Source organism: Rugosimonospora acidiphila, from assembly GCF_039543385.1.
GTDB classification, from domain to species: domain Bacteria; phylum Actinomycetota; class Actinomycetes; order Mycobacteriales; family Micromonosporaceae; genus Rugosimonospora; species Rugosimonospora acidiphila.
This window is the reverse complement of the sequence record NZ_BAABJQ010000011.1, coordinates 18225-44656: the sequence shown is the minus strand read 5'-3', so window position 1 is coordinate 44656 and position 26432 is coordinate 18225. Positions and strand designations below refer to the sequence as shown.

Sequence of the window (26432 nt, the reverse complement as noted above, 5' to 3'; positions counted from 1 at the left end):
TTTACCTATATCAATGTCTGACCTTTAGAACAATCGATGCTCCACAGTAGACCGAACAGCGAATACCCTGGCCGGACGGCATGGCGACGCCCGGCCAGGCGGCGACACCCCGCACCAGTCAAATCTCAAACTTCGCCGACGAGTTCATTAGCGTTAACCCCTTGATAACCGAGGGCCGGCGGACGCGGACGGATTGCCGACCGCGTACGCGTGACGAAAGCCACGACGGCGCCGACGACAAAACATCCTTCGTCGACCCCGGAGTGACGAGCCGGTTAAATGGAACGGATAACCCGGCCGAGAATCGGTCGCGGTCGGCGCAGCGCCTACTCCGGCTCGACCTGCGGAGGCTCGCGGTGCAGCGGCACCCGTCCCGCCGGCTGACTCGGACGCGGGCCCGCCGTGATCGGCGGGATGTCCAGCCGCACCGGGGCGCCCGGCTTGACGTCCACGGTCTCTCCGAAGTGGAGGATGCGCAGCGGCATGCCCTCCCGCACCTCGTAGCTGACGCTTTCGTGGTCGAACGAGACGTGCAGCGTCTGGCGCCGCCAGCAGAGGCGGAACGTCAGCCGCTGGAGCGCCTCCGGCAGGCGCGGCGCGAACGACAGCTGACCGTTGTGGTCGCGCATCCCGCCGAACCCCGACACCAGCGCTATCCACGCGCCCGCCAGCGACGCGACGTGCACCCCGTCGCGGGTGTTGTGTTCCAGGTCGGCCAGGTCCATCAGCGCCGCCTCGCCCAGGTAGTCATAGGCGAGGTCGAGCTGACCGACCTCGGCCGCGATGACCGACTGGATGCAGGCCGACAGCGACGAGTCGCGAACCGTGATGCCCTCGTAGTACGCGAAGTCGCGCGCCTTCTCCTCCGGGGTGAACGCGTCGCCGCGCAGGAACAGCGCGAGCACCAGGTCCGCCTGCTTGACCACCTGGGTGCGGTACAGGTCGCCGTACGAGTAGTACAGCATCAGCGGGTAGTGCTCCGGCGGCGTGTTCTCGAAGTCCCACGGGGAATGGTCGGTGAACCGCTCCGCCTGCGGGTGCACCCCGCGCCGCTCGTCGTAGGGCACCACCATCGCGTCGGCGGCCCGGCCCCACTCCCGCAGCTCCTCGGTACTGACCTCCAGATCCCGGGCCCGGTCGGGGTGGCGGGCCACCAGCGCCTGTGCACCGCGCAGGTTCCGCTGCGCCATCAGGTTGGTGTAGACGTTGTTGTCCGCTATCGCGCTGTACTCGTCGGGTCCGGTCACCCCGTCGATGTGGAACCGGCCGTCACCGTCGAACGCGCCCAGCGACATCCACAGCCGCGCGGTGTTGACCAGCAGCTCCACCCCGATCTCGCGGGCCAGGTCGGCGTCGCCGGTCACGTCGAGCTGCCGGATGACCGCGTCGGCGATGTCCGCGTTGATGTGGTACGCGGCCGTGCCGGCCGGCCAGTACGCCGAGCACTCTTCGCCGGTGATGGTGCGCCAGGCGAATGCCGCTCCCTTCAGATGCAGCTCCTGGGCGCGCCGCTGGGCGATCGGCAGGGTGGCGTAGCGCCAGCGCAGCGCGTCGGCCGACGCCTCGGGGTTGGTGTATGCCAGTACCGGCAGCACGAAGGTCTCGGTGTCCCAGAACGCGTGCCCGTCGTAGCCCGGGCCGGTCAGGCCCTTGGCCGGGATCGGCCGCCGCTCCGCCCGCGCGCTGGCCTGCAGCACGTGGAACAGCCCGAACCGGACCGCCTGCTGCACCTCGTCATCGCCCTCCACCTCAACGTCGGCGCGGGCCCAGAACTCGTCGAGGTACTCCCGCTGCGCGTCGCACAGCCCCTTCCACCCGGTCGCCCGCGCGGCGATCAGCGCCGCCTCGACCTGGGCCCGGATCGCCGGCTGGGAGCGCTCGCTGGACCAGCCGTAGGCGAGGAACTTCACGATGCGCAGCGGCTCCCCGGCGGCCAACTGGGAGGTGACGGTGGTGCGGGCCGAGTCCTCGTAGCTGCGCGTGCCGATCAGTTCGCTGCGACTGCCGTCGATGACGTGGTCCATGCCGGCGCCGATGCGCAGCCCGCTGCGCTTGACCCGGTGGATCAGCAGCGCGCGGGCGTCCTCCGCGGCGTGCTCCTCGGAGACCAGCGGCGCCTCCAGCACCGCCGCTGCCCGCGGGTCGTCGGATGCCTGCGGCCCCGGCTCGTTGGCGACCAGCTCGGACTGCACCACCACCTGTGCCGGCCCGTCGATGGGGCGCACCTCGTAGGCGATGGCGGCGATCGACCGGTACGCGAAGGAGACCAGCCGGGTCGAGCGCACCTCGACGGTACGGCCGGCCGGCGAGGTCCACAGGGTGGTCCGGCGCAGCACCCCTTCACGCAGGTCCAGCACCCGTTCGTGCCGGTGCAGCTGGCCGTAGCGCAGGTCGAACGGCTCGTCGTCGACGAGCAGCCGGATCAGCTTGCCGTTGGTGACGTTGATGACGCTCTGCGCCGAGGCCGGGTACCCGTACCCGGCCTCCGCATATGGCAGGGGGCGCAGCTCGTACACCGAGTTGAGGTAGGTGCCCGGCAGCGCGTGCGGCTCGCCTTCGTCGAGGTTGCCGCGCATGCCGATGTGCCCGTTGGCCAGTGCGAACAGCGACTCGCACTGGGCCATCATGCCGAAGTCGAGGCTGGTCTCCTTGATCGACCACGGCTCGACCAGATACGACGGGTGCTTGATCACGATTCGTCCAACAGGTCGGCGAGGTCCCGGACCACCGCGTCGGCGCCATGCGCCTTCAAATCCGCCGAATGCGAGTGCGGGCCCTGGTCGCCGATCCGGTCCACACCCACCACGTACCCGAACCGGCCGGCGCGCCCGGCGGACACCCCGGCCAGCGCGTCCTCGAACACCGCGGCCTGAGTGGGTATCACGTTCAGCAGGCCGGCGGCGGCCCGGTAGGTGTCCGGCGCCGGCTTGCCGGGCAGCCGGTCCCGGGCCGCCACTATGCCGTCGATCCGCGCGTCCAGCAGGTCCTCCAGGCCGGCGGCGCGAACGATCTGGGCGCAGTGCCGGCTGGCCGAGACGACCGCGGTGCGCAGCCCGGCCGCGCGCACGGCGCGCAGGTACCGCTCCGAGCCCGGGTACGGCTGGATCCCGCCCTTCTCCACCATCCGCCGGAAGATCTCGTCCTTGCGCTCGCTCAGACCCTCGACGGTGTCCGCGTCCGCGGGGTCTTCCGGCGAGCCCTCGGGGACCATGACGCCCCGGGAGGCCAGGAACGACCGGGTGCCGTCGGCCCGGGCCCGGCCGTCCACATACTGGTTGTACTCGTCCTGGGAGAAGGGCCGGAAGCCCGGACCCTCCCGCCCGCGCAGGAAGGCGTCGAACATCTCTTTCCAGGCCGCCGCGTGGACGGCGGCGGTCGGAGTCAACACCCCGTCGAGGTCGAACAGCGCGGCGCGGATCCGGTCGGGCAGGCCATTCACGTGACCAACGCTAGCCGACAGCAGGGCGCGGCGCTCACGGACACATTCGGTAGCCGGCCACTCGCCCCGCGCCCACCCGAACGGTACGCGCCTACTCAAACAGGGTGTGGTGCCGCGGATCGATCCTGCGCCGCTGCCGGCGCCGTAGCTGGATCACCACGATGTCGACGATGGTGACCGCCGCGAGCGCCACCGCTACCCCGCCGAGTACCGGCTGGTGGAACGCGAACATGGCGACCGCCAGGGCGGCCAGGAGCACGAGCCCGAAACTGGCCAGGGCGAGCCGCAGGTTCAGCGCGCTGTACGGGTGCTTCGCGGTGCCCCGCGCTCCCCTAGGCTGTGGACCGATCGGCATGCCCGATGGGTACCCGGCCGGCGCCGGCAGTACTCCAGCAGTGATCAATCGAGAACGATGATCATGGTGAATATACGGGACGAACGGCACTAGTACGTTTGTCCCACGTGTTCGGGTACGGACCACACTGTGCCGGCACGGCGAACGCCTGTCATGGTTGTGGGGTGGATGCGACGACTGCGTCTCCGGGCGCCGAGGTGCCCTTGGGGACACCTGTGTCATCAAACGCGCCCGGCGCGCGCCTGGCCGACGCGGCGACGACGGCGGCCACCCTGCGCCTGCGCGCACCCCAGCACCGGGTCAGCCGCCGGGCGATCGGGTACTGGACGCTGCGGGCCGCGCTCGGCTGGCTGGTACCGCTGGCCGTCGAGATCCTCTGGACGGTGGCCGACACCCGCCACCTGGGTACCCACCTGACCTGGCTCGGCGTGACGGTGGTCGTGGCACTGCTGCACGTCCTGGTGATGCCGCAGTGGCGCTACCGGGTACACCGCTGGGAGACCACCGCACAGGCCGTCTACACCCAGGCCGGCTGGCTCAACCAGAGCCGGCGCATCGCGCCCGTGTCCCGCATCCAGACGGTGGACACCGAGCGGGGGCCGTTCGAGCAGTTGCTCGGCCTGAGCAACATCACCGTCACCACGGCGTCCGCGGCCGGGCCGCTCAAGATCGAAGGGCTGGACCACGCGACCGCGCAGCGGCTGGTGGACGAGCTGACCAGCACCACGCAGGCGAACCCGGGCGACGCGACGTGAGTGCCCCGATGGCGCCCGGCGCCCCGGGCCCGGCCGCCACCCCCGGCCCCACCGCCACGCCCACCCCGGCCGCGGCGCCCGACGCCCCGGGCCCGATCGGGCCGGCCGACCCGGTCGGCGCGCCCGCTCCGGCCGGGGCCGGTCCGGCCGCCGGCGCGGGCGGCGTCCCCGCCCAGCCCGACTGGCGGCGGCTGTCCCCGCGGATGCTGGCGGTCCATCCGGTCCAGGAGACGGCGCGCGCCCTGCCGGCGCTGCTGGCCGTGCTGGTGGCGGGCAGCAGCAGCGGGCACTCCGCGCTGTGGACGCTGGCCGGCGTGGCGGTGACCATCGGGCTGGGCATCCTGCGCTGGGCCACCACGAGCTACCAGGTCTCCGCCGAGCAGGTGCAGGTGCGGCGCGGCTTCCTCCGCCGCCGGGTGCTGTCCACCCCCCGCGACCGGGTCCGCACCGTCGACCTGACCTCGCACGCGCTGCACCGGGTGCTCGGGCTGTCCCGGCTGACCATCGGCACCGGGCAGTCCGATCGCAAGGAGGGACTGCGGCTGGACGGGTTGACGGTCGCCGAGGCCGAGCGGCTGCGCGTCGCGCTGCTGCGCCGCACCGCCTCCGGCCAGCCCACGCTGCCGACCCAGTCCACGCTGCCCGGCCAGTCCACGCTGCCCGGCCAGTCCACGCTGCCCGGCCAGCCCACGCTGCCGGTCCCCGGCCGCATCCCGGCCGGCGAGTTCGGCGCGGGCGGCCAGTTCGGTGAGAGCGGCCAGCCGACCGTGGCGGGCCCGCTGGACTGGTCGCGGGCCGACCGGCCGGCCCGCGAGACGGTACTGGCGGCGCTGCGTCCCGGTTGGGTGCGGTACGCGCCGTTCACCCTCTCCGGCCTGGTCACCATCGGGATCGTGTTCGGCTTCATCTACCGGCTGGTCAACGAGGCGCACCTCGATCCCAGCCGGTTCGGTGCGCTGCGTGACCTGGCCCATCACCTGTCCCAGGCGCCGCTCGGGCTGGCCGTCACCGAGGTGGTGCTCGCCGCGATCGTGTTGGTCGCCCTCGCCTCGACCTTCGGGTACGTGCTGGCCTTCTGGTCCTTCCGGCTGGCCCGCCAGGACGGCGGCACGCTGCACGTGAGCCGGGGTCTGATCACGACCCGGGCCACCACCATCGAGGAGCGCCGGCTGCGCGGCGCGGAGCTGAGCGAGCCCCTGCTGCTGCGGATGGTGGTCGGTGCCCGGTGCATCGCGATCGCGACCGGCCTGCGGGTGGGGCGCGGGGCCGAGCGGGGCGGGTCGTTGCTGCTGCCCCCGGCGCCCCGGCGGGAGGTCGTGCGGGTGGCGGCCGAGGTGCTGCGCGACCCGCAGCCGATGACCATCGCGCTGCGGTCGCACGGGCCGCGTGCCCGGCGACGGCGCTACGTCCGCGCCCTGACGCTGGCCGCTATCGTGCCCGCCGTGCTCGGCGTGCTGTGGGGCGTGGCCGGCTGGCCGGTGTGGGCCCCACTGGTCGCGCTGGTGACGCTGCCGGCCGGTGCGCTGCTGGCCGCCGACCGGTACCGCAGCCTGGGCCACGCGGTCACCGGCGGGTACCTGGTGCTGCGGCAGGGCTCGATGATCCGCCGCCGGTGCGCCCTGGCCCGGGACGGGATCATCGGCTGGCACCTCCGCCAGTCGATCTTCCAGCGCCGGGCTGGGCTGGTCACGGTCATCGCCACCACGGCGGCCGGCCGGCAGCGGTACGCGCTGCCCGACGTCGAGGTCGGCACGTCGGTGCCGCTGGTCGACCGGGCCACGCCGGACCTGTTCACTCCGTTCCTGGTCGAGACCCCGAGCCGCTAGCCGCGCGGCGCGACCCGACCGCCGTCGGCGCGCAGCCGCCGCAGCCAGCCCTGTGCCGTGTGGCGCGGCACGCCGTAGTGGTCGGCCAGCGCCGCCGTGTCGGGTGTCCGGGCGTAGACCTCGGCCAGGTCGCCGGGCGCGCGCCGGTAGGCACGCCGGCCGTCACCGGCGACGGCCGGCACGGCCGCGGGCGATTTCACCGCCCTCGACTTCACCGCCCTCGACTTCACCGCCCTCGACTTCACCGCCCTCGACTTCGCGGTTCCCGGCCGCCGAGCCACCGGTGGCGCGGGCGGGGTCAGTGCGCGCAGCAGCCGGCCGAGATCGACCCCGGGCAACCGCCCCGGCACCAGCTCTCCGCCGGTGCCGGCCCGCACCGTCAGCTCGGTGATGCGCGGGCCGGCGGGGCCGATCTCGACGCGCACGATCGCGCTGGCGTCGGCGCTGTCCTCGGGTGTGAGCGTGATCGTGTATGTACTCACCGGACTGCCTCCGCTGCTGGACGAGCGAACGATGACGGTCAAAGTACCCTGCCCAGCGGCCTGCGCCAACAGCCGAACGCCCGCTCGTACCGGCGGATCAGTCGGCGGCCGGCGACGCCTCCTGGGTGTGGTTGCCCCGCCGCACCAGCAGTGCGATCAGGGCGGCGGCCAGCGACACCGCCGCCGCGACGCCGAAGGACAGCCGGAACCCGTCCATGAACGCCAGGTGGCTTCCGGTGGTGATCGCGTGCGCCAGTGAGGCCGGGGCGCCCGATGGCACCGGTGCCACGCCCTGCGCCACGTACTGCTTGGCGGCCACCAGGCCGGAAGCCTCGGCGCCCGGTACCCCGGCGCTGCCGAGCCGGTGCACCAGCACGTCACCGACCTGGGTGGTCAGCAGCGTGCCGAAGACGGTGGTGCCCAGCACCCCGCCGATCTGCGCGCCGGTCTGCTGGATGCCGCCGGCCAGCCCGGCCAGGTGTACCGGCATGTTGCCGACGATCGCCTCGGTGCCGGCGACCACCACGAACCCGAACCCGATGCCGGTCATCAGGAACGATGGCCACATCGAGTTGTACCCGGCGTCCACCGAGAGCCGGGACAGCGCGAACAGGCCCACCGCCGACAGCAGCATGCCCAGTACCAGCGGCGGTCGCGGACCGAACCGGGCGGTGAGCGTGCCGGCCACCGGCGAGCCCACGATGACCATCGCCGTCATCGGCAGCAGGTGCACACCGGCCTGCACCGGCCCCATCCCGTGCACCTGCTCCAGGTACAGGGTCAGGTAGAAGAACCCGCCGAACAGCGCGTAGAAGCCGAGGAGCACCAACATCGTGCCGGCCGACACCGACCGGGACCGGAACACCCGCAGCGGCAGCAGCGGATGGGCGGCCCGCCGCTCCCAGGTCAGGAACGCCGCCGCGAGAACCACGGCGATGCCGAAGAAGACCAGCGGCATCGGGTCACCGAAGCCGTACGACTGCGCCTTGATCAGACCCCAGACGAGGCTGAACAGCGCACCGGACAGCAGCACCACCCCGGGCAGGTCGAACGAGCCCCTCGCCTGCCGGTCCCGCGACTCGCGGACGACCCAGAGGCTCACCAGCAGCGCCAGCGCGGCGAGCGGCACGTTGAGGTAGAACACCGACTGCCAGTTCACGTGCTGGACGAGCAGTCCGGCCACGATCGGGCCGCTGGCGATGGCCAGACCCGAGGCGCCGCTCCAGATGCCGATCGCCATGTTGAGCTTGGCCGGCGGGAACGTGCTGCGCAGGATCGCCAGGCTGGCCGGTTGCAGCAGGGCGCCGAAGAGCCCCTGGAGCACCCGGAACAAGATCACCAGACCGATGGTGCCGGACAACCCGACGGCCGCCGAGGCGACCGCGAAGCCGGCCACCCCGATCAGGAAGATCCGCTTGCGCCCGAGCCGGTCGGCGATCCGACCGGCCGTGATCAGCGAGACCGCCAGGGCCAGCAGGTAGCCGTTGGTCACCCACTGCAGCCCGGAGAGATCGGCGTGCAGGTCCTGGGCGATAGCCGGGTTCGCGATGGCCACGACCGTCGCGTCCAGGGCGACCATCATGACGCTCAGCGCGACGGCGGCCAGGGTGAGCCAGGGATGGCCGTAACCGCGCCTGGTGCGCGCGCCCTCGCCGGACCGGGGTGGGTGTTCGTCGATCAGAGCTGGCTGGGCCATGAGGACCGCCTCCCGTGAGTTGTGGACACAGGAAAGAATCTGTCAGCTTCTGACAAGTGTCGTCAACCGACGTACGTCACTCAGTGACAAGCATCATCACGGGAATAAAGTCGGCTTCTGACGCGAGGGGTAGACTGAGGGCATGGTCTTGTCATCGACGGCCTCATCGACGGCCCGCCGGCTGGGCGCGGCCGACCAGAGCGGACGGGCACCCCAGGGCGGGGCGGCCGAACCCGGGCTGCGCGAGCGCAAGAAGCAGCGCACCCGCGACGCGCTGCGCGCCGCGGCCTTCGAGCTGTTCGCCCGCAAGGGCTTCGAGGCGACCACGGTGGAGGAGATCGCGGACGCGGTGGAGGTCTCCTCGCGGACCTTCTTCCGCTACTTCGGCGGCAAGGACGACGTGGTCCTCGCGACCATCGACGACCAGTACACCGACGTGCTCGCCGCGTTCGAGCTGCGCCCGGCCGACGAGCCGGTGTGGACCGCGATGCGGCGCGCCACGGCCGAGGTGCTGGCCCGGTATGAGTCCGGGGAGACGGGGATGAGCGCGGAGAGCTTCGCCCGGGTGACCGGACTGGTGTCGGTCTCGCCAGCGCTGACCGGCCGCGCGCTGGAGCTGTGCACCACCCGGATCGACGAGGGGACGCAGCTGATCGCGCGGCGGATGGGCGTGCGGCCGGAGCAGGACCCGCGCCCCGCGCTGGTCGCCGCCGTGATGCTGTCCGCGATCCAGACGGCGACCGGTGCGTGGCGGGAGAACGAGCCGGACACCCCGACCTCGGTGCTGGTCGACCGGGCCTTCGAGTTGCTGGGCGCCGGGATCGACTACCCGGCCGCCTGAGGGCTAAAGGGAGACCGGTTCGCCGGTCTGCGGGCGGGTGTAGTCGGTGCTGCCCTTGAGGTCCATCCAGTTGTCGAACGCGTGCTGACCGACCTCGCTGAGCAGGGCGTCGTGGATCGGGTACGCCCGGGCCGGCTTGACGTCCCGGACGAAGTCCAGCGCCTCGGCCAGCTTGAGCCACGGGGCCGCCGCCGGCACCAGCAGAGTCTCGACGGCCGCGTCCGGCCGGAACAGCGAATCGCCCGGATGATAGAGGCTCTCGTCGACCAGGTACCCGACGTTGGCGCAGCCCGGCAGCCCCTCGTAGATCTCCGCGTGCTCGCCGCCGACCGCGCGCACGGAGAAGCCACCGGCGGTGAACCTGTCGCCCACCGACACCGTCACCACCGAGTCGCCGAGGGCGGCGAGCTGCCCGGCGACCGATGCCGGCGCGTACACCCTGAGGTTGGGGTTGTCCTGGCGCGCCTCGGCGAGCTTGTCGCTGTCCACGTGGTCGTAGTGCTCGTGCGTGATCAGTACGTCGGCCACCCCGGCCAGCGCCTCGACCTCGCTCCAGAGGCCGGGATCGATCACCAGTCGGCGTTCCCCGTCCTCCAGGCGTACGCAGGCATGGGTGTACTTGATCATCTGCATGGGGTAACGATATCCGTTCCCGGCCGGACCCAAACCCGCCGAGCGCGGGTTAAAGACGCACGGAGCGCCGGTCCGAACCGGCAACGTGCGCCAGGGAACACCCGCACACCCAGCCCGTCGATCCTGGCGCTCGCGGGCGTACGTTGTGCACCGTGTCCATTTACGATGTAAAGATCGGTTCCCTGCAGGGCGGCGAGGCCGACCTCGCCCAGTACCGCGGCCGTGCTCTGCTCATCGTCAACGTCGCCTCTCAGTGCGGGCTGACTCCCCAGTACACGGGGCTGCAGAAGCTCGCCACCGAGTACGAGCGGCGCGGCCTGGTGGTGCTCGGCGTGCCGTGCAACCAGTTCGGCGGCCAGGAGCCCGGCACGGCGGACGAGATCGCCGAGTTCTGCGACGCCAACTACGGCGTGACGTTCCCGATGACGGAAAAGGTCGACGTCAACGGCCCGAACCGGCACCCGCTGTACCAGCAGCTGACCGCCACGGCCGACGCCGGCGGCGAGGCCGGCGACGTGCAGTGGAACTTCGAGAAGTTCGTCGTGGGTCCCGATGGTGCGGTGGCGGCGAGGGTGCGCCCCCGGACCACGCCGGACTCGCCCGAGCTGATCGCCGCCGTCGAGGCTGTCCTGCCCGCCTGAGGCAGCTCAGCGATCCACCTGCCGCCCGAGGCGGCCCAGCGATCCACCTGCCCGCCTGAGGCGGCTCAATGATCCGCTGCCGGGGCGCGTCGCGTTCCCACGCCGCGCCCCGGCCGAAAAATACGCCGATACTTCTTCATTTCATAAATCGACGCTTGTTTATACCTTCCGAGACTGGCAGCATCCGATGATATCGGCGAACGCCGATGCTGTCTCACTCCCCGGGAGGTATTCGTGAGACTCACGAGGTCCACGTACCGGCGCACCACTCTGCTCACCGGCGCGGTCACCCTGATCGCCGGCGCGATGATGCTGGTACCCGGCACCGCGCAGGCCGCCACCGCGGCGACCCCCCAGTCGGCTGCCGCACTCGCCAGCCAGCTGGGTTCCCGCGCCGCGGGCAGCTACCTGGACCAGGCCACCGGCAAGATGGTGGTCAACATCAGCGACCCCGCGCTGGCCCAGACCGTCCGTTCGGCGGGCGCGCAGCCGCGCCTGGTCGCGCACAGCGCCGCGCAGTTGGCCCAGGCGACCGCCAGGCTGAACAGCTCCCCGGAGATCGCCGGCACGGCGTGGGCGACCGACCCCGTCACCAACCAGGTCGTCATCTCCGTCGACAGCACCGTCACGGGCGCCCACCTCGCCCAGGTCAAGGCCCTCGCCGCGAGCCTCGGCAACACCGCACGCGTCGAGCAGGTCGAGGGCGCCTTCCGCACCGAGATCGCCGGTGGCGACGCCATCTACGGTGGCGCGTACCGCTGCTCGCTGGGCTTCGCCGTACGCAGCGGGAGCACGTACTACTTCCTGACCGCCGGGCACTGCGGCAACGTCGCGTCGACCTGGTACTCCAACTCCTCGCACACCACTCTGCTGGGCAGCACGGCCGGCAGCAGCTTCCCGGGCAACGACTACGCGATCGTGCGCTGGACCGGTAGCGGCACCCCGTCCGGCACCGTCGACCTGTACAGCGGCAGCCAGGACATCACCTCGGCCGGCAACGCGGTCGTCGGCCAGGCGGTGCGGCGCAGCGGCAGCACCAGCCACGTGCACAGCGGCACGGTACAGCAGGTCAACGCCACGGTCACCTACGCCGAGGGCAGGGTCACCGGCCTGATCCGGACCAACGTGTGCGCCGAGTCCGGCGACAGTGGCGGCGCCCTGTTCGCCGGCACCGTCGCGCTGGGCCTGACCTCGGGCGGCAGCGGCAACTGCACCAGCGGCGGCACCACCTACTTCCAGCCGGTCACCGAGGCGCTGAGCGCGTACGGGGTCAGCGTCTTCTAAAAATCCCTGGCTCGCCGTTCCCACCGGCGCCAACGGGCGCGACCGGGCAACCCGGACGCCGTCCACGGACCCCGGGGCCTACCTCCAGGCCCCGGGGTTCGCGCCGCGTCGATCGGCCGGGCGACCAGGCCATCCGCCCGGTCCGGGGCCGGCCCGCCCGCGGCGGACCGGGCCGGGACAGACCCCACCGGGACTGACTCGTCCGGGGTCTCCGGCGCAGGCCGGCGGGCGCCGGGCAGGAACAGCGCGGGAATCAGCGCGATCACCGTGAAGCCGGTCGCCCACCAGAACCCGTCGCGGTACGCCGCGACCGCATCGGCGCCGCCGCCAAGCTGATGCTGCAGGATCACCGCCAGTACCGCCGCCCCGAACGACCCGCCGACCTGCTGCGCGATCCGGGTGGCGCTGCTGGCGTGCGGCACCTGGTCGCGGCGCAGCCCGTCGAACGCGGCGGTCATCACGGCCAGCATGACGCCGCCGAGGCCGGCACCGCGTACCACCAGCGCCGCGCCGAGCGCCCATTGGTTCGTGTGCGCCCCGGCGAAGGCGAACGGCACGGTGCCGGCCAGCGTGACCAGGACGCAGACCAGGATCACCGGTCGCGCGCCCAGCCGGTCGGTCAGCCGGCCCAGCCAGGAGCGGGTGAGCAGGCTCCCGAGCCCCTGCGGCGCCAGCGCCACGCCGGCCGCCACCACGCTCGCCCCGCGCACCTGCTGGTAGTACAGCGGCAGCAGCAGCATCGCGCCGTACAACGACAGGCCGGACAGGAACAACAGGGCCGACGCCGCACGGAACGATCGCACCGCGAACAGCCGCAGGTCGACGACCGGGACCGCGCGGGTGCGCAGCGTGTGCGCGATGAACGCGGCCATCAGCGCGACGAAGACGGCCAGCGGCACGGTGACCTGTGGTGCGATGAGCCGGGAGAACCCCGGCCGGCCGCCGGAGGCGACCTGTGACAGCCCGAAGATTCCGGCGGCCAGCCCCGGCGAGATCAGCGCCAGCCCGACGACGTCGAGCCGGTACCCGGTGCGTGGCGCGCGGTTGGGGGCGGCGCGGTCGGAGCCAGTGCGGTTCGGGGCCGTGCGGTCGGCGGCCGTGCGGTCGGCCGGCAGGCCCCACCAGGCCAGCGCCAGCGCGATCAGGCAGACCGGGGCGTTCACGTAGAAGATCCAGCGCCAGCTCTCGTGGCCGACGATCAGCCCGCCGACGACCGGGCCGAGGATCGGCCCGACCAGCGCCGGCATGCTGACCGTGGCCATCAGCCGGCCGAGCGGCCTGCCCCCGGCCGCCTGTACCAGCAGCGTCTGCATGATCGGGATCATCAGCCCGCCCCCGATCCCCTGGAAGGCACGGAACGCGATCAGCGAGCCCACATTCCAGGCGAGGCCGCACATCGCCGAGCCGGCGAGGAAGACCACCAGCGCGCTCAACCACATCCGTTTGGCGCCGTACCGGGCGACCGACCACCCGGTCAGCGGGATGGCCATGGCCAGCGCCAGCAGGTACGCCGTGACCACCCACTGGATGTTCGCCACGGAGGTGTGCAGGTCCCGGCCGAGGGTGCCGAGCGCCACGTTGACGATCGTGCTGTCCAGCACCGGCGCGATGATGCCGACGATCAGGATGGCGGTGAGCCTGCCGAGGCTCGGGCCGGAGTTGCGATCAGTCATCTCAGACTCCAATAGGAGACGGCATGTCTCTTACTCCGGCCGAGTGTAGGCTTAAGAGACGCAGAGTCTCCAATCGGAGGTGATCGGGATCACCGCGCAGCGCCGCCGGGGTACGGAGCTTGAGGGGGCGATCCTCCGGGCTACCTGGGACGAGCTGGCCGAGGTCGGCTACGCCCGGCTGACCATGGAGGGAGTCGCCGCCCGGGCCGGCACCGGCAAGCAGGTGCTCTACCGTCGCTGGCCCAACCGGGTGGAGCTGGTCCTCTCCGCGATCCGCCACCGCTGGTCCTCGATCGTGGACGACCTACCGGACACCGGTTCGGTGCGGGGCGACGTACTCGACATCATGCAGCGCATGGTCGGCCGTTTCCGCCAGATGCCGCCCGATCTGATCAGCGGCATCCTGACCGAGTCGGGCGAGCTGCGGGTGAACTTCATCCACGTGTTGGAGGACGCGATGGCGACCATCCTCGAGCGCGGCGCCGAGCGCGGCGAGGTACGGCTCGACGCGGTGACGCCGCGCATCGCGCGGCTGCCCACCGACCTGATCCGCCACGAACTCCTACTGCGCCACCGCGTGGTCGACGAGTCCACGCTCACCGAGATCGTCGACGACATCTTCCTGCCGCTGCTGCGGCCCGCCTAACGGCACGCTGCGCGGCCCGTTCAACGGCGCGGTGCGCGGCCCGGCTGCGCGACGACCTGCTCCTGTTGGGTGGTCGGCACGCCCTGCTCGGTCAGGTGCCCCACCCAGTTGAACACCGACGGGCGCAGCCGGCCGTCGTCGCGTCGCCAGGAACACAGCGACGCGTTGGCCAGCGTGGTCGCCTCGACCAGCTCCAGCAGCCGCTCCTGGCTCAGCCGCTCGATGACGTACCGGAGCAGGAAGATGACCGACTCGTGGGCGACCAGCAGCACGCGCTGCCCCGGGTACTCCAGGCGCAGATCGCCCAGCAGGGTACGCAGCCGTAGCGCGACGTCCGCCCAGGACTCCCCGCCCGGCGGGCGGTAGTAGAAGCGGCCCAGCCGGCGCTTGCGCTCGGCCTCCTCCGGCCGCCGGGCGGTCACACCCCTGCTGGTGAGCAGGTCGAGGACGCCCAGCTCGCGGTCGCGCAACCGCTCGTCCATCAGCAGCGGCGGCGCCCCGAACCCGGCGGCGGCCACGGCCAGTTCGGCGGTCTGCATGGCGCGCCGGTATGGGGAGCTGAACACCACCTGCGGCCGTTCCCGGGACGGCAGCTCGGCCATCCAGCGTCCGATGGCGGCGCCCTGTTCCCGACCGGTCTCAGTCAGCCGCACGTCGGCGTCGCTGATCCGCAGATCGACCAGCTCCTCGCCGGCCGCCTCGGCCCGCTCGGCCGCCACGTTGCCGGCGCTCTGACCGTGCCGCACCACACCAAGCCACGCCAGCTCGCTCATCCCGGGCCGCTTACCCCGGCTCGACTACCCGCTAACCGGTGCCCGGCGGCAGGTTAGTTGATCTCTTGGTCGGCTATGCATCCATAGGGCAAAAACGGGAGGTGGACGGAGAACCATGGCGGAGTTCGGATACACGCTGCTGGGCGAACAGCGCGGGCCGCGGCGTCTGGTCGAGGATGCGATCCGTGCCGAGGAGGCGGGATTTGACTTCGCGGTCACCTCGGATCACTACTACCCGTGGGTGGAGGAGCAGGGGCACTCTCCGTACGCCTGGGCGGTGTTGGGTGCGGTCGCGTACGCCACCCAGCAGATGCGCCTGATGTCCTTTGTCACCTGCCCCACCCGCCGGTACCACCCGGTCGTGGTCGCGCAGAAGGCAGCCACCATAGCGCTGATGTCCGAAAACCGGTTCACCCTGGGGCTCGGCGCGGGTGAGAACATCAACGAGCACGTGGTGGGTGGCTGGCCGCACGCCACCGAGCGGCACCGGATGTTCGCCGAGGCGTTGCAGATCATCCAGCCGTTGCTGGTCGGGCAGACCGTGCACCACGACGGCGAGTACTTCGACGTGCCCGAGGCACGACTGTGGGACCGGCCGCCGGAGGGCGTACCGATCGGGGTGGCGGTGTCCGGTCCGGACTCGTGCGAGCTGGCCGCCGCGTACGGGGACGCGATGATCGCCGCCGAGCCCAGGGCCGACCTGGTCCAGGAGTTCGAGGCGCGCGGCGGGGTGCGCCGGCCCCGGTACGGGCAGGTGGCGCTCTGTTACGGGCAGGACGAGGGGCGCTGCCGCCGGATGGCGCACCAGCAGTTCGCGTGGTTCGGGCTCGGCTGGCCGGTGATGTCGGAGCTGCCCGGTCCCGATTCGATGGCGAGGGCCAGCAGCGCGGTCACCGAGGATCAGGTGGCCGAGTCCATCCCGTGCGGTCCGGACCTGGACCAGCACGTGGCGGCGGTGCGTCGGTACCTCGACTCGGGCTTCACCCACGTGGCGCTGATCCAGGTGGGCGGCGAGAGCCAGGGCGCGTTCCTCGACTTCGCGGAGAAGGAGTTGCTGCCCGCGCTGCGGTCGTCGTAGACCGCCGCATCGCGGCAGAACGTGAGGATCGCTGGCATCACCGGCGGCCCGGTCGGAAAACGGCCGGGCCGCCGGTGTCGGGTCGTTACGCCGCCACCTGGAAGGTGGGCCGCAGGGTGGCCCGGGCCAGGGTGTGGAAGGCCAGGTTGAAGCCGACGTAGGCCGGGCTGACCGAGTCGTTGAGGCCGAGGTCCTCGACGTCGATCGCGTGCACCGTGAACACGTACCGGTGCACCACGTCGCCCGCCGGCGGGGCGGAGCCGCCGTAGTTCAGGTCGCCGTAGTCGTTGCGGACGTGAAAGGCACCGGGCGGCAGCATGCCGGCCGCACCCGCACCGGCCGGCAACTCGGTGACGGAGGCCGGCAGGCCGACCAGGACCCAGTGCCAGAACCCGCTTCCGGTGGGCGCGTCCGGATCGAAACAGGTCACGACGAAGCCCTTGGTCTCGGCCGGGAACCCGGACCAGCTCAGCTGCGGGCTGACGTTCTCGCCGCCGACGCTGCCGTGCGCGAACCTCGAATCCAGCGGCTGCCCGTCGGCGATGTCGGTGCTGCTCAACATGAACGCCGGTCGGGCCGGGAGAATGTCGAACGGATCCGGCGCGGTGGCGCGATCCAACAAAGACATGATGATCCTTTCTGCCTGGGTACTCGTCATTCTTACCCCACCTCGACGCCCGTCGTGCCGGCGTGTCGGCGTCCGCAATGCCTGATGTGCACGTGAACCGCCGTAAGGTTTTTGTAACGAGTCATCCTCTTGACGCAATTACACCAGCGCGGTTCGTTGACACATTCACTTTTTTCTATGCAGGGTAATGGCGGCGATACATGGAGTTTCGCCGTCGACCCTGATCAAGGGCCGGCCAGGTGCAACGAGGCTGGAGGACCTTGATGCACATACCCCGGATCATCCAACCCGGCTTCCACACCGGGAGAAGCCACTCACCCGCCCGGAGAGGTCTGCTCGCCGCCGCGGCGGCGCTCGCCATCGCGGTGTTCGGGCTGCCCGCCACCGCACACGCCATGCCGGACGGGCCTGCCGCGCGCGCACCGTCCGGCAACGCGGCAGGACCGGCCGCGCCCGGCGGCGCGTCGACCGGCCGCGCGGCCACCGGCACGACGAGCAAGCTCGATGTCGAGGCGCTGTGTCCCGCACCGAAGAAGGGCGAGGCCGCCTGCTTCGCGCTGCGCCGACGCGACATCAAGCCCAGCCGGGGGCTGCGGCCGGCGGACACCCCGGCCGGGTACGGGCCGGCCGACCTGGCCAGCGCGTACGGGTTGCCGGCGGACGGCGGTGCCGGCGCGACCGTGGCCATCATCGACGCGTTCGACGACCCGAACGCCGAGGCCGACCTGGCCGTCTACCGGCAGCAGTACGGCCTGCCGCCATGCACGACCGACACCGGCTGCCTGCGCAAGGTGGACCAGCGTGGCGGGACCGACTACCCGGACCCGGACTCCGGCTGGGCCGGCGAGATCTCGCTGGATCTGGACATGGTCTCCGCCATCGCGCCGGCCGCTCACATTCTGCTCGTCGAGGCCGACTTCAACGACGGCCTCGACCTGGCCATCGCGGCCGACGAGGCCGTCACCTTGGGCGCGAAGTACGTCTCCAACAGCTACGGCTCGGGTTACACGAGCACACCGGGCAGCGGCGAGGACCCATCCTTCCCGACCGACCTCGACCCGTACTACAACCACCCGGGAGTGGCCATGGTGGCCAGCACCGGGGACGGCGACTACGGCGTGCAGTACCCGGCCGCGTCCAGCTATGTGACGGCGGCGGGCGGCACCTCGCTGGTCCGCGATTCCAGCACCCGGGGCTGGTCGGAATCGGTGTGGCACAACGGGTACGGCGGCCCGGGCAGCGGCTGTTCGCTGTACGAGCCGAAGCCGGCCTTCCAGCACGACACGGGCTGCGACAAGCGCACCGTGGGTGACGTCTCCGCGGTGTCCGACCCGGCCACCGGTGTGGCGACGTACGACACCTACGGCGAGGACGGCGACGGCTGGGGGGTCGCCGGCGGAACCAGCGCGGCATCACCCATCATCGCGGCGGTGTACGCGGTGGCCGGCACTCCGGCGCCGGGCAGCTACCCGAACTCGTACCCGTACGCGAACCCCGACGCGCTCAACGACGTGACCACCGGAGCCAACGGCAGCTGCAGCCCGGCCTACCTGTGCACCGCCGGGGTCGGCTACGACGGGCCGACCGGGCTGGGCACGCCCAAGGGCCTGGAGGCGTTTACCACCGGGCCGCACGGCGACATCACCGGAACCGTGACCGACGCCGGCACCCACGCGCCGATCGCCGGCGCCACGGTGTCCACCTCGGACATGAACACGTCCACCGACGCGGCGGGCCACTTCGACCTGAGCGTGCCGGCCGGCAGCTACGACCTGACCGTCGCCGCGTACGGGTACGGCAGCGCGACCGTGACCGGTGTCGCGGTCGCGGACGGCGCGACGGTCACCGAGAACGTGGCGCTGAGCGCGCTGCCCAGCGCGACCGTCAGCGGTACGGTCACCGACGGCTCCGGGCACGGCTGGCCGCTGTACGCGAAGCTGAGCGTCGACGGGGTGCCGGGCGCGCCGGTGTTCACCGATCCCTACACCGGGCACTACGAGCTCCAGCTGCCACAGGGGCAGACCTACCACCTGAAGGTCACCGCCAACTATCCCGGGTACCAGACCGTCACCCGCGACGTGACGGTGGGCACCCACGACGCGACAGCCGACGTCGCCGTGCCGGTCGACGCGACCAGCTGCACGGCAGCCGGGTACCAGGAGTCCTTCGACGGCTCGACGCAGACCTTCGAGGGCACCGACACCCCGGCGGGCTGGACGGTCACCGACGCCAACGCCAACGGCGGCTGGGAGTTCGACGACCCGGAGCCGCGCGGCAACCTCACCGGCGGCACCGGTGGATTCGCCATTGTGGACAGTGACTACCTCGGCGAGGGCAAGACCGAGGACACCGTACTGACCACCCCGGTGGTCAACTTCTCCGGCACGACCGCGCCGGACCTCAGCTTCGACACGGACTACAGGTCGTTCCTCAACGGCGAGGCCAACGTGGACGTCACGGTCAACGGCGGGGCGACCTGGACCAACCTGTGGCATCACGACGCGGACTCGGTCACCGGGCCGGCGCACGTGGACCTGCCGCTGCCGCAGGCCGCCGGCAAGCCGGCGGTGCAGCTGCGGTTCCACTACGTGGGCATGTGGGCGTACTGGTGGGAGGTCGACAACGTGTTCCTGGGCTCGCGCACCTGCGACCCGGTACACGGCGGGCTGGTGGCCGGCCAGGTGACCGACGCCAACACGAAGGCCGGCGTCAACGGCGCGGTTGTGTCCACTGTGGACTCCGATGTCGCCACGGGTACCAGCGCGGCCACACCGGACGACCCGAACCTCGGCGACGGCTTCTACTGGCTGTTTTCGCCGGTGACCGGGGCGCACCAGTTCACCGCGTCCAAGCCGCACTACGCCTCGCCGTCCAAGTCGGTGAAGGTGGCCGCGAACTTCACGACGAAGGCGAACTTCGCGCTGGCCGCCGGACAGCTCAAGGTGACACCGACCAGCATCACCAAGACGGTGCCCTGGCAGGGCCAGGCCACCGCGACGGTGACCGTGAAGAACACCGGGGGCCAACCGGCCACGCTGAACATCGCCGAACAGTCCGGCGCGTTCCAGCAGGCCAGCCGCACCACCGGCGCCCCGTTGAACCTGGTGCGTACCACCGTCAACCGGCACTCGATGAGCGCGGCCGTCAAGGCCGCGAAGGCCGCGGGCAGGGCGGCGGGTAAGGCGGCGGCCGACGATTCGCCTGCGGACGCGCCGTGGACCGCCATCCCCGACTACCCGGCGACGATCCAGGACAACCTGGCGGGCTCCGACGACGGCAAGCTCTACTCGGCGTTCGGCTTCGACGGCGAGGAAGACCTGGCCGACCTGTACACCTACGATCCCGACGCGGGCAGCTGGACCAAGCTGGCCAGCGCCGCGGACACCCGGGAACATCCGGGCGGCGGGTTCATCGGCGGCAAGCTGATCGCCGCCGGGGGCTGGGGCGCCAGCGGTGACCCCGATCCCAAGGTGGAGATCTACGATCCGGCCACGAACGCCTGGTCGACCGGCGCGGACAACCCGAAGCCGTACGCGGCGGGCGGCAGTGCCGTGCTGGGCAACCGGCTGTACCAGGTGGGTGGCTGCGGCACGGACACCTGCGGCAACAGCGATGTGCAGGTGTACGACGCGGCCAGCAACTCCTGGTCGAGCGCCGCCGCCTACCCCGAACCGGTCGCCTGGGAGTCCTGCGGCGGCATCGACGGGAAGGTGTACTGCGCCGGCGGTACCACCGACGAGGCGGCCATCACGCACGCCTACGCCTACGACCCGGACAGCGACTCCTGGTCGCCGGTGGCCGACCTGCCGATCGACCTGTGGGCCGCGGACACCGCGACCTCGGGCGGACAGCTGCTCGTCTCCGGCGGAGTCACCGCGGGCAGCAGCACAATCACCAACCAGGGGTACGCGTTCGACCCGGACAGCGGCCAGTGGTCGGCGCTGCCCAACTCCAACAATTCGCTGTACCGCGGCGGCGGTGCCTGCGGCTTCTACAAGGTCGGCGGCAACCCCGGCGGCCCCCTGGGCACGCCACCGCTGGCCAACTCCGAGGTGCTGCCCGGATTCGCCGACTGCGCTGCCGGCAGCGGGGACGTGAGCTGGCTGTCGGCCAACCCGACCAGCCTGACCCTGGCACCGGGTGCGAGCGCGACGGTGACCGTGACGCTGGACGCCACCGCACCGGATATCACCCAGCCGGGCACGTTCACGGCGAGTCTGGCGCTGCGCTCCGACACGCCCTACTCGCTCGCACCGGTGAACGTCACGATGACGGTCAAGCCCCCGAAGACCTGGGGCAAGATCGCCGGCGCCATCACCTCGGCCAGCGGCGCACCGATCGCCGGTGCGACCGTGCAGGTCGACACCTGGGCGGCGAGCTACACGCTCAAGACCGACAGCAACGGCCAGTACGCGCTGTGGCTCGACGTCCGCAACAACCCGCTGCAGGTGATCGTCGCCAAGGACGGCTACCAGCCGCAGGTACGCACCGTCAAAATCGCCAAGGGCACGACGACGACGGCGAATTTCGCACTGAAGACCGCCTGAGCGCAGCCGGAGCCGTTTTGTGGCGGAGGCGAGCACAGGCCATTGCCTCAGCCTGACGGCATGTGGTGGATGGCGGGCCGGCCGGTCCGCCATCCACCACCCGTCACCCAACCCCGCCGGAGACCAGGCATTATCTAGGCCATGACGGGACGACCGGCGACACGCGGAGGGTACGCGAGCAAACGCGGCGCGTTACTGACCGTCCTGTTCGCCGGTCTGACCGCGGGTCTGACCGGCGGATGCGGCGGCCAGACAACCGGATCCCCGGGGCCGATCGTGACGCCGCCGCCGGGCGCCGGGCAGCAGCCGCCGAGCGTCTCGCCCGGCTCGGCGCCGCAGGGCCACGCCATTGGCGAGACGGTCACCGCGAACAACGGGTTCATCTCGGCGACAGTGTTCGGGTACGACCAGCCGGCCGCCGCCGCGATGGCGCCCGATCGGCCCGGCGACGAGTGGGCCGCGGCCGACATCCAGACCTGCGCCGAGTCCGGGTCGGTCTTCGAGGCGACGGTCAGCGACGGGCCGTGGTCGCTGCGGTACCCCGACGACTCGTCCATCGTGGCCACCCGGACCAGTTCGGCCCAGTTCCCCAAGCCGGCGTACCCGAGCAGTCCGCAGAGCCTGCGGCCGGGCCAGTGCCTGCGCGGCTGGGTGGTGTTCGCGGTGCCGGCGGGCAAGCGGCCGCAGATCATCCGGTACGCGCCGCAGGGCGCCACCCCCGTCGATTGGCTGGCGCAGTAGGCGCCGCGCCCACCCCACCCGTCCCATAGGTTGACAGGTATCTATCTATTGGACTATCTTCGATACTTCGGAAAGCGCTTTCCGCCTCACCGAGGCGTCTCCGACCCGGACGCCACCCCGCTCCCGCTCCCGAGGTCGCCATGACACCGCTCGCTTCCCGTCCGATCCGCCCACCCGCCCCGAGCCCGGCCGGCAGCCGCGCCGCGATCCACACCGCGATCCGCGCCACGGCCCTGGCCGCGACCCTGGCCGCCGCGACCCTGAGCGTCGCGTCGCTCGGTGCCGGACGCGCCGCCTCCGCCGCGTCGTCGTCCGTCGTCGCCAAGGACGGCACCGGCAACTACACCACCGTGCAGGCCGCGGTCAACGCGGTGCCGGCGAACAACCCGAGCCGGTACACCATCACCATCAAGGCCGGCACCTACAAGGAACTCGTCAACATCCCCTCGAACAAGCCGTACATCTCCTTCGTCGGGGCCGGTGCCGGACCCAGCAACGTCGTCATCACCTACGACAACGCGAGCGGCACCGCCAAGCCGGGCGGCGGCACGTACGGCACGTCCGGCAGCGCCTCGGTGACCATCGCCGGCCACGACTTCACCGCGTCCAACCTCACCTTCTCCAACACGTTCAACGAGGCGGGGCACCCGGAGATCGCCGACCAGCAGGCCGTGGCCGTGCTCACCAGCGCCGACCGGTTGACCTTCGACAACGTGCGGTTCCTCGGCAACCAGGACACGCTGTACCTCAACAGCCCGTCCACCGCCACCCGTGGCCGGGTGTACCTGCACTCCTGCTATGTCGAGGGCGACGTGGACTTCATCTTCGGCCGGGGCACCGCGGTGTTCGACGGCTGCCAGATCAACTCCCTCAACCGGGGCTCGTCGAGCAACAACGGGTACGTCACCGCCGCGTCGACCGACATCGGCAACCCGTACGGCTTCCTGTTCTACCGTTGCACGCTGACCAGTCCGGCCGCCGCGAAGACGGTGTACCTCGGCCGCCCGTGGCACCCGAGCGGCGATCCGAACGCCATCGCGCAGGTGGTGTACCGCGAGTCCACATTGGGCGCGCACATCAAGGACGCACCGTGGACGGACATGTCCGGCTTCTCGTGGAAGAACGCGCGCTTCTTCGAATACCACGACACCGGCGCGGGTGCGACGGTCAACAGCAACCGGCCCCAGTTGACCGACGCCCAGGCAGCGACCTACACGCCGCAGCGCTACCTCGCGGGCAGCGACGGCTGGAATCCGGTCCACTGAAGCGGTAATGACGGCGGCGCGCCACTGCCCGGACGGGTGGCGCGCCGCCGCACCATGCGGTAACCGTTGAGGACCACCCGTTCGCGCGTCAGCCAGTCGCGCATCTCAAGATATCCATCGTGCACGGCCTCGATGGTCCCGCCGATGTTGGAGCGGTTACCCGAGCAACCTCCTGGGCCTCCTCGTACGACTACAGAGCAGATACTCGTGAGAGAGAGGAGCCGGCATGCAGCCGGAGGCTGAGCGGGATTACGTTGAGTATGTTTCCGCGCGGCTGCCGCGCCTTCACCACGCTGCGTATCTGTTGTGCGGTGACGCACATCGAGCCGACGACATTGTGCAGGCGGCTCTGACGGCGCTCTACCTGAGCTGGCGTCGCGCGCGGGCCGCCGACGACCTGGACGCCTACGTTCACAAGATCTTGATCCACAAGTTCGTTGATGAGCGGCGCTCGCGGTGGTCACGGGTCGTGCTGCGGTCGGCCTGGGTAGACAGTGCGCTACCAGAAGCACCCGGCGTGGAGGAACGCGACGAGATCGAGAACGCTCTGCGGCGGTTGCCGCCGGGGCGACGGAGCGTGCTCGTGTTGCGGTACTTCTGCGATCTCTCTGTGGAGGCGACCGCGGAGGCGCTCGGCTGTTCGGTCGGGACTGTGAAGAGTCAAACGGCCCGAGGTCTGGCCGCGCTGCGTGAAGTGCTCGGCAATTCGGAATCGATGGTCGGTCAACGGGAGATGAGATGACTGAGGAAGACCGCGACTTCGTACTACGCGATCTACTGTCCGGCGTGTCGGCGCCACCAACCCGGGTCGACCTCAACCAGGTGATCACGGTCGGCCGGCGCAGCCTGCGTCGACGGCGGTCGTTCGGTGTCGCGGGTGTGTCCGCGCTCGTCGTGGCCGCCATGTTGGCCACTCCGTTGGTCATCAGAGCGGCGGACGGGCCGTCCGGGCATCGGTCGGTGGCTGCGCCGATCGCTGCCGGCGCACCCCGAGCGACGCAGGACGCGGCCAGCGCGACACCGAGCGCTCAACCCTGCGCGGTGACGGCGCTGCCGTCCCCCAACGGATTGGCCGATGTCGAGGCATCCGCCGTGGATCCGACCGGCCGGTACGTCGGTGGCCAGGCCTGGGTTGGCCAGAACGGCGTACCTATCCTCTGGACCGGCGGCAGAGCGCAGGTCCTTCCCGTGCACGCGAAATCCGCGACGGTGGACGCGATCAACGCGAACGGCGTCGTCGTGGGACAGGCGGAGAACAGCCCCGATGACCAGTACGTGTACCGGTACCAGAACGGGACGGTGACCAAGCTGTCACCGCTGCCGCATTATCCTCACCTCTTTCCCACGGCGAGCATCAACGCGGCCGGCGACGTCGTCATCAACGCGGAGGCGAAAGGCTCGGTAGAGGGTGCCGGCGCCGTCGGAGTGATCTGGCCGGCCGGGTCGACGACCGCGCACAAGGTGACGCTGCCCGCCGGGGCCAACCTCTTCGCGATCACCGACGACGGCACCCGGGTCGGTACGTCTTATGTCGCGGGCGTGGCCGACGCCGCGTACACCTGGGATGCGAACGGCCACGGTCGGAAGCTGGCCGCACCCTCCGGTCAGAAGTCGCTGGCCTATGGAGCACGGGGCGAGTGGGTCACCGGCGCTGTCGGCGAGTTTCCCGGCGCCAGCCAGACAGCACGCTGGAACCTGCGAACCGGTAGCGTGACGATCCTGAACTCCGCCGACAACGGCGGCGCCGTGAACGCCTCGGGCTGGGTGGTGACCCCCACCGCCGTGATCCCGGATAAGAACCCGATTCCGCTGCAGAGTTTTTCGGCTGACGCGAGGGTCACCTTGAAGGGGATCTCCGACACCAACCTCGTCGTGGGCTACGCCGCCCCCAAGTCGAGGGACGGCCACAGTCAGGCCGTGACCTGGCAGTGCTGAGCACCTGACCGGAATTCGACCTCGGAGATTATGGATTTGGGGCGCCCGTCGCGAGACGGGCGCCCCCTTCTGTCTGACAGTCCTCCTGCCGACTCGGGTTGCCGGCGCTGGCCCGCGCGGCGGCCTGCCCGGGAGCCAGGCGCGGCGGGCGAGGCGTTCGGCGTTGAACGGTGAATGAATCGCAGACCAATTGCGACTGGCGCAATGGTTTGGTCAAGGGTTCGCACGGAGAAATTGCGCGGCCGAACTGGATCTTGAAGCCGACGCCCTGCTACGCTGCCGGTGAGCGCGACAGTTTCCCCGAAAATGCGTTTTCCCGAAAGCGTGCGACGCAGGGCCCACGTCGCTCGCAATTCATTCACAAACTCAAATTCTTGGAAAGCCATCGCATTTCCGTTGACAACGCGACGGATAGCGACGGCCGGCTCCTCCTACCCGCTATTGGGAGCAGTACCAATGAACATCGTTCTCATCCACGGCGCCTTCCACGACGGCCGGGCCTGGGACAGGGTCGTCGCGCACCTGAAGGACCGGGGCGTCGCGAACGTGTGGGCGCCGACCATCCCCGGGCACGGCCCGCACGTCCCCCGCAACCTCAGCCACGACCAGATGGTGGCGGGCCTGGTGGACTTCATCACCCAGCACGACCTCGACGACGTCGTACTGGTCGGGCACTCGTTCGGCGGAAGCATCATCATGGCCGTCGCCCAGGAGGTCTCCGAGCGGGTGGCCGCCACCATCTTCGCCAACGCGGTGGTGCCGGTGCACGGCCAGGAACTGATCGACCTGAACGCCGACACCTCGCGGCTGCAGCACATGTTCGTCTTCCACGAGGACGGCAGCTGGAGCCCCACCTACCAGACCTGGCGGGCGGCGTTCATCCAGGACTCCACCGAGGCCGTCGCGGCCCTCGCGTTCGCCGAACTCACCCCCGAGGGGCCCGGTTCGCTGACCTGGCGGGCCGACGTGCAGCGGTTCTTCGACCTGCGCCTGCCGGCGGGGTACATCCACATGACCGACGACACGCTGTTCGCCTGGAAGGAGTTCTGGGAGCGGCTGCACGAGCCCAAGGTGGTCGAGATCCCCGGGTCGCACGAGGTCATGTACTCGGCCCCGGAGCGGATGGCGGACGCCATCCTGGAGGCGATCCCGGACGGGCTGAAGGCGTCGCTGCTCTCGGCCGCGTGAGGGTTG

General features: G+C 70.9%; 22 protein-coding genes. 13 read left to right on the top strand and 9 right to left on the bottom strand.

The window, feature by feature from the left end; genetic code table 11:
- Positions 1 to 326 precede the first annotated feature (326 nt).
- The 3 genes from ABEA87_RS19650 to ABEA87_RS19640 all read right to left on the bottom strand — a co-directional run bounded on the left by ABEA87_RS19650 (position 327) and on the right by ABEA87_RS19640 (position 3794).
- Positions 327 to 2693, bottom strand: coding sequence for a glycoside hydrolase family 65 protein (locus ABEA87_RS19650; protein ID WP_345631493.1), 2367 nt, complete (start codon positions 2691 to 2693; stop codon positions 327 to 329).
- On the bottom strand, positions 2690 to 3439 hold the full coding sequence (locus ABEA87_RS19645; protein WP_345631491.1) for an HAD family hydrolase: 750 nt from the start codon (positions 3437 to 3439) through the stop codon (positions 2690 to 2692). The genes ABEA87_RS19650 and ABEA87_RS19645 overlap by 4 nt, the downstream gene beginning before the upstream one ends.
- Before the next feature lie 91 nt (positions 3440 to 3530).
- The gene (locus tag ABEA87_RS19640) at positions 3531 to 3794 is read right to left on the bottom strand and encodes a DUF6343 family protein (protein ID WP_345631490.1); all 264 of its coding nucleotides are present in this window, start codon (positions 3792 to 3794) and stop codon (positions 3531 to 3533) included.
- Between the two features lie 215 nt (positions 3795 to 4009).
- On the opposite strand from ABEA87_RS19640, the gene ABEA87_RS19635 reads away from it, so the two are divergent.
- Together ABEA87_RS19635 and ABEA87_RS19630 are read left to right on the top strand one after the other, a co-directional pair.
- Entirely contained in the window at positions 4010 to 4549 is a 540-nt protein-coding gene (locus ABEA87_RS19635; protein WP_345631488.1) for a PH domain-containing protein, read from the top strand.
- Positions 4546 to 6375, top strand: a complete 1830-nt coding sequence (locus ABEA87_RS19630; RefSeq protein ID WP_345631486.1) for a PH domain-containing protein — start codon at positions 4546 to 4548, stop codon at positions 6373 to 6375. Before ABEA87_RS19635 ends, ABEA87_RS19630 begins: the two co-directional genes overlap by 4 nt.
- On the opposite strand, the gene ABEA87_RS19625 is transcribed toward ABEA87_RS19630, so the two are convergent.
- The gene (locus ABEA87_RS19625; RefSeq protein WP_345631484.1) at positions 6372 to 6857 is read right to left on the bottom strand and encodes a hypothetical protein; all 486 of its coding nucleotides are present in this window, start codon (positions 6855 to 6857) and stop codon (positions 6372 to 6374) included. The genes ABEA87_RS19630 and ABEA87_RS19625 overlap by 4 nt on opposite strands.
- A gap of 97 nt (positions 6858 to 6954) precedes the next feature.
- On the bottom strand, positions 6955 to 8553 hold the full coding sequence (locus tag ABEA87_RS19620) for an MFS transporter (RefSeq protein WP_345631482.1): 1599 nt from the start codon (positions 8551 to 8553) through the stop codon (positions 6955 to 6957).
- A gap of 142 nt (positions 8554 to 8695) precedes the next feature.
- On the opposite strand from ABEA87_RS19620, the gene ABEA87_RS19615 reads away from it, so the two are divergent.
- On the top strand, positions 8696 to 9394 hold the full coding sequence (locus ABEA87_RS19615; RefSeq protein ID WP_345631481.1) for a TetR family transcriptional regulator: 699 nt from the start codon (positions 8696 to 8698) through the stop codon (positions 9392 to 9394).
- A 3-nt stretch (positions 9395 to 9397) separates the two neighbouring features.
- Here the strand turns inward: ABEA87_RS19615 and ABEA87_RS19610 are convergent, their stop codons facing one another.
- The gene (locus ABEA87_RS19610) at positions 9398 to 10027 is read right to left on the bottom strand and encodes an MBL fold metallo-hydrolase (RefSeq protein ID WP_345631479.1); all 630 of its coding nucleotides are present in this window, start codon (positions 10025 to 10027) and stop codon (positions 9398 to 9400) included.
- Between the two features lie 152 nt (positions 10028 to 10179).
- Between ABEA87_RS19610 and ABEA87_RS19605 the strand changes: the two genes are divergently transcribed.
- Positions 10180 to 10668, top strand: a complete 489-nt coding sequence (locus ABEA87_RS19605; RefSeq protein ID WP_345631478.1) for a glutathione peroxidase — start codon at positions 10180 to 10182, stop codon at positions 10666 to 10668.
- A gap of 234 nt (positions 10669 to 10902) precedes the next feature.
- A complete protein-coding gene (locus ABEA87_RS19600) occupies positions 10903 to 11952 on the top strand; it encodes a S1 family peptidase (protein ID WP_345631476.1) in 1050 nt (349 codons plus the stop codon).
- On the opposite strand, the gene ABEA87_RS19595 is transcribed toward ABEA87_RS19600, so the two are convergent.
- Positions 11949 to 13625 carry an MDR family MFS transporter gene (locus ABEA87_RS19595; protein ID WP_345631475.1) on the bottom strand — a complete coding sequence of 559 codons (1677 nt, stop codon included), beginning with the start codon at positions 13623 to 13625 and terminating at the stop codon, positions 11949 to 11951. The genes ABEA87_RS19600 and ABEA87_RS19595 overlap by 4 nt on opposite strands.
- Positions 13626 to 13704: 79 nt before the next feature.
- Here ABEA87_RS19595 and ABEA87_RS19590 point away from each other — a divergent pair, with 79 nt between their 5' ends.
- The gene (locus tag ABEA87_RS19590) at positions 13705 to 14271 is read left to right on the top strand and encodes a TetR/AcrR family transcriptional regulator (RefSeq protein ID WP_345631474.1); all 567 of its coding nucleotides are present in this window, start codon (positions 13705 to 13707) and stop codon (positions 14269 to 14271) included.
- 20 nt (positions 14272 to 14291) lie between these two features.
- Here the strand turns inward: ABEA87_RS19590 and ABEA87_RS19585 are convergent, their stop codons facing one another.
- A complete protein-coding gene (locus tag ABEA87_RS19585; RefSeq protein ID WP_345631473.1) occupies positions 14292 to 15044 on the bottom strand; it encodes a histidine phosphatase family protein in 753 nt (250 codons plus the stop codon).
- A 115-nt stretch (positions 15045 to 15159) separates the two neighbouring features.
- Here ABEA87_RS19585 and ABEA87_RS19580 point away from each other — a divergent pair, with 115 nt between their 5' ends.
- Positions 15160 to 16122: a TIGR03557 family F420-dependent LLM class oxidoreductase gene (locus ABEA87_RS19580; RefSeq protein WP_345631471.1), complete on the top strand. Its 963-nt coding sequence runs from the start codon at positions 15160 to 15162 to the stop codon at positions 16120 to 16122.
- Positions 16123 to 16207: 85 nt separating this feature from the next.
- Here ABEA87_RS19580 and ABEA87_RS19575 read toward each other — a convergent pair whose 3' ends face one another.
- Positions 16208 to 16750 (bottom strand): YbhB/YbcL family Raf kinase inhibitor-like protein, encoded by a 543-nt coding sequence (locus ABEA87_RS19575; RefSeq protein WP_345631470.1) that lies wholly within the window; start codon positions 16748 to 16750, stop codon positions 16208 to 16210.
- Positions 16751 to 17013: 263 nt separating this feature from the next.
- Here ABEA87_RS19575 and ABEA87_RS19570 point away from each other — a divergent pair, with 263 nt between their 5' ends.
- The 6 genes from ABEA87_RS19570 (at position 17014) to ABEA87_RS19545 (ending at position 26426) form a co-directional block, all read left to right on the top strand.
- Entirely contained in the window at positions 17014 to 21297 is a 4284-nt protein-coding gene (locus ABEA87_RS19570) for a carboxypeptidase regulatory-like domain-containing protein (RefSeq protein ID WP_345631468.1), read from the top strand.
- Between the two features lie 141 nt (positions 21298 to 21438).
- The gene (locus tag ABEA87_RS19565; protein WP_345631467.1) at positions 21439 to 22038 is read left to right on the top strand and encodes a hypothetical protein; all 600 of its coding nucleotides are present in this window, start codon (positions 21439 to 21441) and stop codon (positions 22036 to 22038) included.
- Between the two features lie 140 nt (positions 22039 to 22178).
- Complete coding sequence (locus tag ABEA87_RS19560) at positions 22179 to 23303, top strand: pectinesterase family protein (protein WP_345631466.1); 1125 nt, start codon at positions 22179 to 22181, stop codon at positions 23301 to 23303.
- 226 nt (positions 23304 to 23529) lie between these two features.
- Positions 23530 to 24045, top strand: coding sequence for a SigE family RNA polymerase sigma factor (locus ABEA87_RS19555; RefSeq protein ID WP_345631464.1), 516 nt, complete (start codon positions 23530 to 23532; stop codon positions 24043 to 24045).
- The gene (locus ABEA87_RS19550; protein ID WP_345631462.1) at positions 24042 to 25238 is read left to right on the top strand and encodes a hypothetical protein; all 1197 of its coding nucleotides are present in this window, start codon (positions 24042 to 24044) and stop codon (positions 25236 to 25238) included. Before ABEA87_RS19555 ends, ABEA87_RS19550 begins: the two co-directional genes overlap by 4 nt.
- 456 nt (positions 25239 to 25694) lie before the next feature.
- Positions 25695 to 26426 carry an alpha/beta fold hydrolase gene (locus tag ABEA87_RS19545; protein ID WP_345631460.1) on the top strand — a complete coding sequence of 244 codons (732 nt, stop codon included), beginning with the start codon at positions 25695 to 25697 and terminating at the stop codon, positions 26424 to 26426.
- Positions 26427 to 26432 lie beyond the last annotated feature (6 nt).